The organism is Massilia horti, from assembly GCF_004614195.1.
Lineage (GTDB): Bacteria > Pseudomonadota > Gammaproteobacteria > Burkholderiales > Burkholderiaceae_D > Telluria > Telluria horti.
Map to the genome: position 1 here is coordinate 45,072 of NZ_SPUM01000078.1, position 11,764 is coordinate 56,835.

At 65.8% G+C, this 11,764-nt stretch carries 11 protein-coding genes; 5 read left to right on the forward strand and 6 right to left on the reverse strand.

What is annotated here, in order from left to right; translation table 11 throughout:
- Positions 1-142 precede the first annotated feature (142 nt).
- Entirely contained in the window at positions 143-541 is a 399-nt protein-coding gene (locus tag E4O92_RS12160; RefSeq protein WP_135190036.1) for an OsmC family protein, read from the forward strand.
- A 3-nt stretch (positions 542-544) separates the two neighbouring features.
- Complete coding sequence (locus tag E4O92_RS12165) at positions 545-1,438, forward strand: pirin family protein (protein ID WP_135190037.1); 894 nt, start codon at positions 545-547, stop codon at positions 1,436-1,438.
- A 449-nt stretch (positions 1,439-1,887) separates the two neighbouring features.
- On the opposite strand, the gene E4O92_RS12170 is transcribed toward E4O92_RS12165, so the two are convergent.
- Both E4O92_RS12170 and E4O92_RS12175 read right to left on the reverse strand, forming a co-directional pair.
- Complete coding sequence (locus E4O92_RS12170; protein WP_229483284.1) at positions 1,888-3,342, reverse strand: FHA domain-containing protein; 1,455 nt, start codon at positions 3,340-3,342, stop codon at positions 1,888-1,890.
- Positions 3,343-3,379: 37 nt separating this feature from the next.
- On the reverse strand, positions 3,380-4,303 hold the full coding sequence (locus tag E4O92_RS12175; protein ID WP_229483286.1) for a PP2C family protein-serine/threonine phosphatase: 924 nt from the start codon (positions 4,301-4,303) through the stop codon (positions 3,380-3,382).
- Between the two features lie 126 nt (positions 4,304-4,429).
- Here E4O92_RS12175 and E4O92_RS12180 point away from each other — a divergent pair, with 126 nt between their 5' ends.
- On the forward strand, positions 4,430-4,888 hold the full coding sequence (locus E4O92_RS12180) for a GNAT family N-acetyltransferase (RefSeq protein ID WP_135190039.1): 459 nt from the start codon (positions 4,430-4,432) through the stop codon (positions 4,886-4,888).
- Here E4O92_RS12180 and E4O92_RS12185 read toward each other — a convergent pair.
- From E4O92_RS12185 to E4O92_RS12200, 4 genes are read right to left on the reverse strand one after another with little or no spacing between them, the layout of a single operon-like run.
- A complete protein-coding gene (locus E4O92_RS12185; protein WP_135190040.1) occupies positions 4,885-5,328 on the reverse strand; it encodes an SH3 domain-containing protein in 444 nt (147 codons plus the stop codon). The genes E4O92_RS12180 and E4O92_RS12185 overlap by 4 nt on opposite strands.
- Positions 5,329-5,337: 9 nt before the next feature.
- Positions 5,338-6,882, reverse strand: a complete 1,545-nt coding sequence (locus tag E4O92_RS12190; RefSeq protein ID WP_135190041.1) for a hypothetical protein — start codon at positions 6,880-6,882, stop codon at positions 5,338-5,340.
- Positions 6,860-9,211, reverse strand: a complete 2,352-nt coding sequence (locus tag E4O92_RS12195) for an FtsW/RodA/SpoVE family cell cycle protein (RefSeq protein WP_135190042.1) — start codon at positions 9,209-9,211, stop codon at positions 6,860-6,862. The genes E4O92_RS12190 and E4O92_RS12195 overlap by 23 nt, the downstream gene beginning before the upstream one ends.
- Positions 9,208-10,155, reverse strand: a complete 948-nt coding sequence (locus E4O92_RS12200; protein WP_229483288.1) for a protein kinase domain-containing protein — start codon at positions 10,153-10,155, stop codon at positions 9,208-9,210. The genes E4O92_RS12195 and E4O92_RS12200 overlap by 4 nt, the downstream gene beginning before the upstream one ends.
- 105 nt (positions 10,156-10,260) lie before the next feature.
- Between E4O92_RS12200 and E4O92_RS12205 the strand changes: the two genes are divergently transcribed.
- Positions 10,261-10,602: a putative quinol monooxygenase gene (locus E4O92_RS12205; protein ID WP_229483290.1), complete on the forward strand. Its 342-nt coding sequence runs from the start codon at positions 10,261-10,263 to the stop codon at positions 10,600-10,602.
- Positions 10,603-10,665: 63 nt separating this feature from the next.
- A complete protein-coding gene (locus E4O92_RS12210) occupies positions 10,666-11,670 on the forward strand; it encodes an alpha/beta hydrolase (protein WP_135190044.1) in 1,005 nt (334 codons plus the stop codon).
- Positions 11,671-11,764 lie beyond the last annotated feature (94 nt).

An 11,764-nucleotide genomic window follows, 5' to 3' on the forward strand; every position in this document is an offset into this window, starting at 1 on the left:
GCCCACGCGGATTGTGCCTTCGTCGCCGCGCCTTGCCCCTCTCATCTCGAAACGACCTCATAAGTGATGTCACGCGCTCATGCGCGGCAAGGCTTTGGTGTACATTGTGACATCCGCCCAAATCCGATAAAGGGAGCCACGCATGAGTATCATTGTCCGCCGCGATATAACACACCCGATGCGGCATACCGTCCAGATCCGCGATCACCTGCTGGTGGTGGACGGGACGTCGCCGGAAGGGGGCGAGGACGCCGGCCCGTCCGCACACGACTTGTATGACGCCGCGCTCGGCACCTGCGAAGCGCTGACCCTGGTCTGGTATGCGCGGCGCAAGGATATCCCGCTCGCGGACGTGGAAGTGATCGTGGAACGCGACGACAGCCAGGAACGGCAGGGCGTCTACAAGCTCGCGACCAAGCTCAAGCTGGGCGGCTACCTGACCGACGAACAGCGCGAGGAACTGCTGCGCGTTGCCAGCAAGTGCCCAGTGCACAAGCTGATGGCCAGCGTAATCACCGAAATCACCACGGAGCTGGCATAAACCATGGCGATCGCGTATCTGTTCAAGCCGCACGACAAGGACCTCGGCGGCGGCTTTAAGGTCCGGCGCATCCTGCCGGCGGCGGCCAAGCAGGCCGTGGGCCCGTTCCTGTTCTTCGACCACATGGGACCGGTCGACGCCGAGCCGGGCACCGTCCACGACGTGCGTCCGCACCCGCACATTGGCCTGGCGACCGTGACCTACCTGTTCGAAGGGGCGATCATGCACCGCGACAGCCTGGGCACCGAACAGCGCATCGAGCCTGGCGCGATCAACTGGATGACCGCCGGCAGCGGCATCGTCCATTCGGAACGCACGCCGGACGATCTCAAGAGCCAGCAGCGCCGCACGCACGGGCTGCAACTGTGGGCGGCGCTTCCGCGCGAGCACGAAGAGACCGCACCTGACTTTTCGCACACCCCGGCCAGCGCGATCCCGGAAGTGGAATTCGACGGCGGGATGCTGCGGGTGCTGGTCGGCAGCGCGCACGGGCAGACTTCGCCGGTACCGACCTTTGGCGAGACGCTGTACCTGGATGTGCACCTCGAACCCGGCCGGTTGATGGCGCTGAATGACTTGCCCGAAGAGGCCGCGCTGTATCCGATCAGCGGCGACCTCGTGATCGATGGGGAAGAGGTGCCGGCGTACACGATGGCGATGCTCGAGCCTGGCGTTCCGGTGCGGGTGGAATCGCAGGCCGGCACGCGTTTCGTGGTGATCGGCGGCGCGGCGCTTGATGGCCGACGCTTCATTTACTGGAACTTCGTCTCGTCCAGCCAGGAGCGGATCGAACAGGCCGCCAGCGACTGGGAACAGGAGCGCTTCAGGCCGGTGCCCGGAGACAGCGAGCGCATCCCGCTGCCGGCTACGCCGCCGTCTTGGAAACGGCGTGAATAACCGTTGATCAGCCCACGTATCGTAGGGTGCGCACCTGTGCGCACGCGGTCACCGGTTGATCAGCCCGCGCCGCAGAGCGGAGCCAACGCCGCAAAAAAACCGTCGTCCCTCCCATTGGTCGGAACGACTTCCCGGGGTCGGCACCCCCATAGACAGCGTGAAATGAGGCTCAGCATGGGTTCACGCCTCCGCGGGAACGACGGGCTACTTGACTGGCTTTCATCAGCCGCTCGGATCATCCGGCGTTTTTCGGCGCCCAGTTGATTCACATTACGCACGGCGGAACTTTCACCGCCCCTGGCGCACTAATCCTTTGTCCCGACCGCGAAGGAAGGCGCCATGAGAATCCCCAAGCACCTTCAGATTCCGATCATCGTGTTTGCATTGCAGGCCGTCCTGCTGGCAGGCTGCGCGATGATCTTCCTCGTGCTGCTTCCGCATTAGCGCCATCACGCACCGGCTGGCGGCTCGGCAAAACGGGGTTCCCGCCGGTCGCGGCTTGCGCGCACCGTCCACTGTACAGGGTAGGCGCCGACGGCAAACCGCATCTGTCCCGCCGGGCCGGACAGGTCAGCTTGCGTCAGCGCTTCATCCTGATCCTGCTCCGCATCGTGGCACCAGAATCCCCCGCGGTCGTGAAACAGCAGCGGCAGCCGCGCCGCCTGGGGCAGCGTGCGCTGCGCCGCAAGCGGTGCCGGTCGCCGGTCCGGCTCGAGCAGGCAAAAACACTCCGCGTCTGCGCCATCATCCTCCCGGTGCAGCACCACACCGTTGTGGAGCAGACCGCTCACCACCAGCCTGACCACGCCGCGTATGCTCGCGGTAAGCTCGATTATCATCCCCAGGCGCAGCGGCACCGGCACATGCTTGCCGGGCCAGCTACCGTCCAGCAGCAGACCATAGCGCGACACATCCTCAATCTCGTAGCGGTCGCGCACGCGCCGGATCACCGCATGGCGGGCGGACAGGCGTCGCGTCAGCCCGGCCGGGTCCGCGCCGTCGGCAGTGAAGTGCGACAGCAGCACGTCGGCCTCGGGGTCGTCCGTTTCGAATCGGCCCAGCACGAATTCGTCGAGCGCCAACAGCCGGATATGCTGCGGCAGTCCCGCCACCGGATCGGCGCTTGTCAGGCAGGCGGCGCTCGCCGGACAGGGATGCGGCGGTGCGCGCACCGCATCCACCTCGACCAGGTCCTCATCCCAGGCGATGGTCACGATGCCCACGTCCGCTTTGCCCGGCTCCGCCTGCAGGTCGAGCTGCGCGATCGACGCGTCGCGCGCGTTGACCTCGATGTCGAGCCGGCCGAAGGTGCGCGCGGAAACGCGGGCGATCGACGCATCGTCCGCGCTGATGTGAACGTTCTTGTGCGACGCCAGGAAGGCCGCGTGGATGTCGGCGAGAGTGGCATCGCGGCGCGGCAGGTTCAGCACCAGGGTGGCAACCCAGTTGCGCTCGCCCCCTTGCAGTTCCAGGTCGATGCGGTGCTGGCCGTGCTCGACCGCCCGGGACGAGAATTCGATGAACACCGCCCGCCAGCCGCCAGAGCGCGTGCGCGAGAAGTGCAGGGGCGCGCGGGTGTGCAGAGGGAGTGCGCTTTGCGCGCGCAGCATCAGTTGTGGCGGCAGGCCGGGTGGCATACCGCGCAGGTCGAGCCTGATGCTGTAGCGGCCGCCGCAGGCGCGCGGGTCGAAACCACTCACATGCAGGTGCGGCCGGACCGGCAGCGGGGCACGCTCGACCTGCACGGCGACAGGCGCGATGGCAAGCTCGGCGCGCCCTGGCTGCAAATTCTCCGGCTGCGGATGGCCGTGCGCGCATACCGGGTCCCCTGGCATGACCCAGACCGTGCAGTGCGGGTGCTCGGGATCGCGGCACTTGTTCATAAGAAATTTACGGGTCCTCAATCAGCCCAAGCTTACGCCATTTTGCTCGGCAGCGCCGTTAATTAACGCGCAGCACGATGGCGGTGAGATTGTCGGGTTGCAGTCCCGGCGGCGGGTTGTTTGCCAGTTCCGCGAACAAGGCATCGGCCACGGCGCCCGCCGACCTGCAACGCGCGACCAGTCGCGGCCATTGCGCAACCCACGGTTCAGGTTTTGCGCACGACCAGAATCCGTCGGTGGCGAGCAGGTAGATGCTGCCAGCGCGCAATGCAAGCGGTCGCCGGTCCCCCAGTTGGCGCAGCCACGGCGGTAGATTGATCGGCGTGAGTTCGAACAGCGCATCTGCCAGCAACGCCGGGTTGGCCAGCGAATTGCCGAGGATGAAGGCCTGGGAGATCTGAGGCTGGTGCTCGCCATACACCTGCTGGCGCCACGCATGTTCACCGATAAGCGCAGCCATCGCATGCGCGGTTGCCGGCACGTGGTCGACAGTCAAAGGCGTGGCATGCCTGCCCCGGATTTCGTACAGGCGCGAATCGCCGACGTGGTAGAGCAGGGCGTCCTGTCCGGGGATCAGTTCGAGCATGGTCAGCGTCGTCCCCGGGCGCAGGCCGGTGGGCGTGGCCGAGTCGAATTGCCGCTGCAATTGCGCGTGCAACGCGTCCAGGTGCAGCGCCAGTGCGGCCGCGGTGACACACGCCGGCATGGACAGCAAGCCTTCGACCACTGCCTCCGCCGCTTCCCGGCCGTGACCGTGGCCGCCCATACCATCGAGCACCGCGAGCCTGGCGTGACCGTGCGGCCAGCCGGGGACCGTCGCACGCTTTGGCCGTTCGTCGCGCAGGAAGGCGGCCTTGCCATCGACGTCGATCAGCAGGTAATTGTCCTGGTTTTCCGCACGCATGACCGGGCCGACGCCAAGCGCACAGCGCACTGCGACGTCAAGACCTGGGCCAAATTGCAGCTGATCGGATGGAATCATGGGCATCGATGGGAAGGTATCTCGCCTACTTTACGCTGGTTGGATGGTTTGCTAAGCCGCGAACACATGGCCATTCCAGCTTCATTATGTTAATTTGTCCGTTCGATAACAAACGCAAGGGCACCGATGCTGATTCGACCGATCGAGCAAGACGATATCGCCAGCGCGGCCGCGCTGCTGCGTGAGCTGGCGCTGGAGTTCATCGTTTGCGGAACCAGTCAGGAATCCGCGTCGGACTTCCTGCGTGAAAACGACGAGGAGGGAGTACGCGGCTACATCGAGCGCGGCTGGGTCTACCATGTGGCGCTGATCGATGGCGAACTGGCAGGCTTTGTCGGGATGCGCGAGCGCAGCCACCTGTTCCATCTGTTCGTTGGCAAGCGCTGGCAGCGTCGCGGCGTGGCGCGGCGTCTGTGGGACGTGGCGCGCCAGGCATCGCTCGCATCGGGTCACACGGGCGGCTTCACCGTCAATGCCTCGCTCTATGCGCTCCCGGTATACAAGGCGCTTGGTTTCGTGCCCACCGCGCCGGAGCAATGCGTGCGCGGAATCCGCTTCATCCCCATGGCGCTGGCTGCCGCCTAGCGGCGTTCGTCGAGCCGGCGCAGCCACAGGCTGCTCGCCCAGCCGCGCACCTCGCGGCCGTCGACCCTGGCGCTCACTTCCCACCAGTCTCCCTTGCGCACGCCGCTTGCGGTGACGATTGCGCCGGCCGGCACCACCGCCACGCGCCGCGCGCCGATGCCTGTGCCGTCGCGCAGGTTCAGGTCGTCGTACACGCGATAGCGGACTGGTTCCGTCAATGGCTCCGCAGCCAGTTCATGCGGCGCCGCCTGGGCGTTGGCCGCCGGGTTGAACCACCAGAGCAGGGCGCTGCCGATGCAAAGCGTTCCGACCGTCAGCACCGCGAGCGCGCGCGCATTAGCGCGCCGCCACCACGCGCGCGGCGTGAGGTACGCGCACAAGACCAGGGTGGCTACCAGGCCGGCGCACAAGGCGGCAACCGTCACGATCGGCGCAGGCATGTCATGTCCCTAAGCGTCGAAGCGCAGCACATAGTGGCCGGCGACCAGGTGGTGGCCCACGGGAAGGAGATAGGGCTGCCCCGGTGCCGCATTGTCGATCGACGCCACGAAATCAAGCTGGTCGTCGAGGTGGTACAGCGCCTGCATTGGTGCCAGCCGCACGATCCGGTACCCGTCCTTGGATGCCTCGAAACTGAACGCGTTACGCGACAGTCCCAGGCGGTCGGCGCTGGTGCCAGTCGCCCCGTCGGCGTGGCGCAGAAAGCCTGGCGAATCGAGCACGCGCAATGCGGCCAGCGTGGGCACTCCGCGACCGAACGTGCAGGGCGTATCGGCCGCGACTGGCAGTCCGGGCGCGTTCGGAAGGCACAACAGCGCGCGGTAGCGGTCGGCCATGCCTGGGGCCACGACGAGCAGCCGCACGGCGATGGCGTCGATAGGGGTGAAGCTGGACGGCACGTCGATGCGCTGGCGCCCGGCGGCTGTGATCGCATGTACCTCGTCGGCGTGGTCGACGGCAAAGCTGATGACCGCATCCTTGGATTGGCTCGCTGGCACCAGCGCGCGGTTCAGGCCGATTTCGAGCGCGACCGCGCCGGTTTCCCGGTAGCGTGACAGCCTTGGCAGGGCCAGCGCAGCCAGGCACACGCGCTGGCGCGCCACCGGCGCATAGGTGGCATCGAGCTCCTTTGGCACGGGACGCGCGACAGGCAGCGCGGTGAGTTCGGGATCGGACACGGCGCGCCCCTTCCACACCGCTGGAGCACGGGGCGGCGCGGGGCGGACGGAATTGGGCCGGCTGCTGCCGGACAGCGAGGCTGGTGCCGAAACGCGGCCGATTTTGATGAACAGCCGCGCCACCGTTCCATCCGGGCCGGCGCGGCGCGAGCGGATCGTGTAGTAGCCGTTCGCCGCATCGAAGCTGCATTCGAAGGCGTCCTTTGGGCGCACCTGCACTTCTATCGGCGCTTCCGGCCCGTCGTTCACCAGCAGGATCGCATCGTCCGCACCGAACGGCCAGCCCGGCACCGCATAGGTCGCGCTAAGGCCGCTTTCGCCGATCAGCGTGAGGCGCTGGTTAGGATAGACGGGGCAGACGGTCTTCCACACCGCGCTGTCGCGCGAAGCGCTGATCGTGTACAGCGGCCTTTCGCCTGGCGCGGGAAGGTAGACGGCGTGACCGAACTTGACCTCGACCTGTCCCGGTTCGAGCTTGTCGTCGCCGACCACGTCGTAGCGCACCTCGTCGCTGCCGAGCAGGTCGCCGAAATCCTTCCGGTGCAAATCGGTGAGTGACTGCGCCAGGTCGCGTGCGCGCGCGCCGCGCGTGAGATGGCGGTCGTCGTCGACTTCTTCCTGCGGCAGCAGCAGCTTCACGTGCGAAAAGCAGCGTGTTGCGGCGCGCCCGCGCTGTTCGCGTGGCGAGCGTTCCAGCAGATCGCGCAGCAGCGGGCGGCGCGCGAACAGCGCAAGTCCCGGCGCCTGCCACAGCGCTTCGGCGTTGAACACATCGTTGACCTGGCCTAGGGCTTCATGTTGGACGTACACCGGCATGATGACTCTCCTCGAAAGATTGGACGCACGCGCTACCGATCGCTAGCAGGGGGCAGATGAAAAACAGCAGATGCGATCCACCCGCCGACAAGAAGCTCATCGGCTGGCCCATCACGGGGAAGATCGACAGATTGGTGCCCCACGACAGCAAGAAATGACCGAACAGGAAACCGGCGCCGCCGCACAGCGCAAAGCAGCGGCAGCGCGCCAGCCAGGCATGGCGAAAGTCGCGCGCGGCATGGTGCGCCTGCCAGGCGCGGGCGGCGCTTTGGACCAGTCCGGCCAGGAACAGCGCCTGCAGTGTCCATAACGCCAACGCGGCGGCAAGGCCGTGGCGATTCAGGAAGAAGGACGGCGCAAAGTCATCCTGCACCTGGGGGATGCGCGGCACAGTGCCAGCTTCCAGGCCGAGGGTTGAGAGGCCGAGCAGCCCGTCCGCTCCGCGCCAGCCACCTTGGGCGATCGCGCGTGCGCCGAGCAGGAGCTGCTGGCCGGTATGCGGATGCGTGCCGGGATCGAGCCAGACCAGGAACCGGTCGGCATAGAAGTTCAGTTTGGCCAACCGCGCAGGCTCGGCACCGTGCAGGGCCGCGAGAGCCAGGACGGCGCAGCAGGCGCATGCGGCCAGTATCCCGGCCGGTAGGAAGCGCCGGGTGGCAAGCGTCCACGCCAGGACCATTGCGCCGGTCCATACCATCAGCAACACCAGCGGCGAGTAGTCGTCCACTTGGACAAGCGCGACGCCGAGCAGCGCCAGAAACAGCAGAGCGGGCATGACGAGGCGCAGCCAGCGCAGCACGGTGTCGCTGGCCTGTTGGCGGGTGCCCAGGCCCAGCGCGATGCAATGTGCAGTGAGGCCGGTGAGCGCAAGCTTTGCAAACTCCACCGGCTGCAGACCGAGCACGCCCGTCTCATCGCCATAAGCGACCTGCAGCGCCAAGGCGATAAGCGCCACGCCTGCCAGCAGCAGGAGGATGCGTTCCGCGCTGGCTTGCGGCAGGGGCACGCGCGGGCGGTGGCCGAGAACCCAAACGACAGCGCCAAGGCCAATCGCGAGCAGGGCAGAGGTCTTGTGGAAGTAACGCGTCCACGACGAATTGGCGCCGCCGAGCGCCAGCTCGAGTTGAGCGAGCAGGCCGACGGCTAGCAGCGTGACGCCGGCCGCCAGCACGGGGTTGACGCGCGGCGCGGCCAGCAGCGCGAACCACAGCGCGGCCCACGCCAGGATCAGCGACCAGCCGAGCCCCGGCGGGCTGCCCAAATGCTGGAGTACCAGCGCGCCCGTGCCCGCAGCGGCCAGAAAAACCGCTGCCCCGGCGCGCAGGCGCGCCTGCTGCGTGCGGATGCGCAAGGCCGTGACGACGGCCGCGATCACCGTCGCCGCACATGCCGCCAGCCATGCACGTTGCATCTGGAATGACCAAAAATCGCGCTGCTGCCACTGCCATGCCACCTGTGGCGGCAACTGCAGGCGCGGTTCCGCGAACAGCGCGACATGGCTGACTGGCCGCATCCGCAACGTATCACCGTCGACCGCCATGAGCAGCCGCGTGTAGCCGACGACCATGCTCGTGACGGGGTGTGGTGGGCAGGCGGCGGCGTGGCACGTCCCACCAAGCCACTCTTCACGCCTGGCTAGATCGACTTGGCCATTGCCGGGCCAGACCAATAGTGGAGCAGTTCCCGCGCCCGCCACCAGCACCAATTGGCCATCATCGTCCGCCATTGCCGCACTGCCGGGCGCTATTCCCGCTACGCCGATGCGGTTGCCGCAGTGAAGACTGCCACCGAAGCGCAATGGACGGTGCATGGACAGTACAGCGGGAACCCAGCGGTTCCATCCCGCGACAATGCGGGCGGCGAGCCGTGTATCGGGGCAGGTGGGCAGGACCTGTCCGTTCCTGAACAAGTTCGCGCCGTTGTAGCGCCATTGTTGCGCGCCATCGCTGAACGCCACCTCGTGCTCACTCGCCCCGTCGACCGTGAACACGGCTGCTCCGATCTGGAACCGCATCCCGGTGCTGATCGACGTGCGGCCCGTCAGCCGATCGACACCGTCGCGCCGTAACGCCAACTGGCGGCCAATGCTGGTATTGCGAATCCACCAGCCGCCGCTCGCATCGCGCCGCACGACGATGTGGGCGCTATCCGCTTGGGGCGCCGCCAGTTCGAGGCGGCCCAGCGTTTGCGATTGCCCGTGCATTAGCGTCAAATCGATGCGCGACGGTGAGAATGCGGCTGGCGCGCGCAACAGGCAAAATAGCTGCAGCGCGCAGAGGAGGGCCAGCGCAAGTCCTGCGGCAAATCTCCAGTTGACTATCCTGTTCATGCGGCTCTCCGCAGGCCTGCATGTAGCGCGTCGCGGATATGGGCAATCATCCGACTGATTTCGATCGCATGCCGTGGCCGATTCTCGCGGCGCGCGGCCACCAACGCACGCAGCAGCGCCAGGGCGCGCGATGCCGCCTCGAGATCGTGGCCGATCGAGATCGCCTGTGCGAACCGGACTTCCTCGTCCGCGTCCAGCACCGCCGGCATGGGTAGCAGCTTGCCTGCCGCTTGTCCGTGTTCGCGCCAGGCTTGAGCACAGCTGCTGCAAAAGCGCAGTGGCTGGCCGTTCGTGACGAGGTAGTAGAGCAGGGCGCCAAGTGCGAAATAGTCGGTACGCGCGTCGGTCAGGTACCCCTCAGCGCCTTGCGCAAAAACCTGCTCCGGGGCCTGCCAGTTTGGAGTACCGGCGTAGGAATGCGGATGCAGGTCGGCCAAGGCACGGTTGGTGCCGAAGTCCGCGAGCTTCACGCTTCCGGTGCGCGAATCGAACAGCAGGTTGCCGGGCTTGAGGTCGAGGTAGCGCCAGCCGTACTGGTGCACCTTAGCCAGTGCCTGATTGATCTGTGCGATCCAGCCTAAGGTGCGCGTGAACGGGATCGTCCGACCCGCCGTGTGTTCGGCCGCGACGTATCGTTTGAGGTCCTGGTCCAGCAGTTCCAGCGCGAGTGCTGGCCGGCCAGCCTGCTCGCCGCTGTCGAGCAAGCGCACGATGTGGCGCTGGTCCCACGGCGCAAGCGAACGCAGGAAGTTGATTTCGGTCTGCGCGCTGGCAATCCAGCGCTCGCGCTGCTGCGCCGGCGCACCGGCCATCTGTTCACAGTTGATCAGTTTGAGCGCAACCGGTCCGATCGTCGCCGGGCCATCGGCGCGCCACAGCACGCCATAGGCGGAAGTGGCCATGCGCTCCCGCAGCCGGTAGTGGCCGGCACCGAGCACGATCATGTCCCCTGGCTGTTCCATGCTTCCTCCGAAGCGCGGCGCTATTGCCGCTCCGGACTGCTAGCGGGGGGACATTGAAACCCTATTTTTTGTGTGTGATGAGCTACAATGATTCCGGCCCTTGTCGTGATGTCAATGGAGACGAAAATGTATGGAATCATCGGAAAGATGAAGATTGCACCTGGTCAGCGCGCGGTCGTGATCGATTACCTTTTAGAGGGTATTCAATCGATGCCGGGATGCCTTAGCTACATCGTCTCCAAAGATCCGGGCGATCCGGAGGCCATTTGGATTACCGAGGCGTGGGACAGCAAGGAAAGCCATCGAAACTCGCTTACCTTGCCTGCTGTCCAGCAGGCGATTGCGCGTGCCAGGCCATTGATTGTGGGATTTGACGAACGCATCGAGACGATGCCGGTCGGTGGGCACGGGCTCATCGGCGTCGCCTGAGCCATAGGCCTGACCGCAGGCTTCTGGCATACTGAACAAGTTTGCTTTCTTGCTGAGCTATCAATGACTGCCCAAGTCTCCCGTGCCTTCCTGATCGCTGCGCTTTTCACGACGGCATTTTCCGCGCACGCCGCACCATGCGTAGAGCCGCCGCCTGATCCAACAAACACTTATGACGCCCAGCACACCTACGACAAGCTGGTGCGCAACTATCCGTTCATCCGCATCGCCAGTGTGGACCTGCCGGATGGCGTGACGAAGGTCGCGGACCAGACATATGTCCAGTACGGCACGCGCTGCCTGAAGCTGGATATGTACCTGCCAGCGACAGCGCAGGCCGGGAAAGCGGTACCTGTGGTGGTGTTCGTGCATGGCGGCGGCTGGCGTTCCGGCTTCCGGTCCGAATTCGTGCCGATGGCCGTGCGCCTCGCGCAGCGCGGTTATGCAGCTGTTACCATCAGCTACCGCCTGTCCGGTGAAGCGACCTATCCCGCCGCCATCCACGACACGCGCGCGGCCGTGCGCTGGGTACGTGAGCACGCCAATCAGTACCATCTCGACCCGCAGCGTATTGTGCTGGCAGGTGGCTCTGCTGGCGGGCAAATTGCCAGCCTGGCCGGCGTGACCGGGCATCTCAACCAGTTCGACCCCGGCGCCGCCAACAGCGCTGTCCCGAGCAGCGTGCAGGCCATCGTCAACATCGATGGCTTGTCGGACTTCACCTCCCCGGCTGCGCGCGTGAACGAGGATGATCCCAAAAAAAATCCATCGGCAGCTGGGATGTGGTTTGGCGGCCGTTATGCGGAGAAGAGCGCGCTGTGGAAGGAGGCCTCGCCGATCCAGTATGTTCGACCGGGCATGCCGCCAATCCTGTTCATCGACAGTGCGCAGCCGCGCTTTGCGGTCGGACGCGACGATATGGTGGCCCGGATGACCGATGTCGGAGCGGTCGGACGGATTGTGCTGCTGCCGGATTCGCCGCACTCGTTCTGGCTGTTCGATCCCTGGGTGCAGCCGACTGTCGACGCTACAGTGGCATTCCTGAACGAGCAATTCCAGTCGCGCTAGCAGGTGTGCCGGCGCACGCCTGAATTGTTGGCCGCAAAAAATCGTAACGTGAAAGAAAGCACTGTACGGACGTGCAGCGTCCTGACCTGAGTAG

Coding starts and splice junctions, on each gene's coding strand:
- E4O92_RS12165 (WP_135190037.1), top strand. CDS start 545: ATGGCGATCGCGTATCTGTTCAAGCCGCACGACAAGGACCTCGGCGGC.
- E4O92_RS12210 (WP_135190044.1), top strand. CDS start 10,666: ATGACTGCCCAAGTCTCCCGTGCCTTCCTGATCGCTGCGCTTTTCACG.
- E4O92_RS12180 (WP_135190039.1), top strand. CDS start 4,430: ATGCTGATTCGACCGATCGAGCAAGACGATATCGCCAGCGCGGCCGCG.
- E4O92_RS12190 (WP_135190041.1), bottom strand. CDS start 6,882: ATGCCGGTGTACGTCCAACATGAAGCCCTAGGCCAGGTCAACGATGTG.
- E4O92_RS12160 (WP_135190036.1), top strand. CDS start 143: ATGAGTATCATTGTCCGCCGCGATATAACACACCCGATGCGGCATACC.
- E4O92_RS12195 (WP_135190042.1), bottom strand. CDS start 9,211: ATGAACAGGATAGTCAACTGGAGATTTGCCGCAGGACTTGCGCTGGCC.
- E4O92_RS12205 (WP_229483290.1), top strand. CDS start 10,261: ATGATTCCGGCCCTTGTCGTGATGTCAATGGAGACGAAAATGTATGGA.
- E4O92_RS12175 (WP_229483286.1), bottom strand. CDS start 4,303: ATGATTCCATCCGATCAGCTGCAATTTGGCCCAGGTCTTGACGTCGCA.
- E4O92_RS12185 (WP_135190040.1), bottom strand. CDS start 5,328: ATGCCTGCGCCGATCGTGACGGTTGCCGCCTTGTGCGCCGGCCTGGTA.
- E4O92_RS12200 (WP_229483288.1), bottom strand. CDS start 10,155: ATGATCGTGCTCGGTGCCGGCCACTACCGGCTGCGGGAGCGCATGGCC.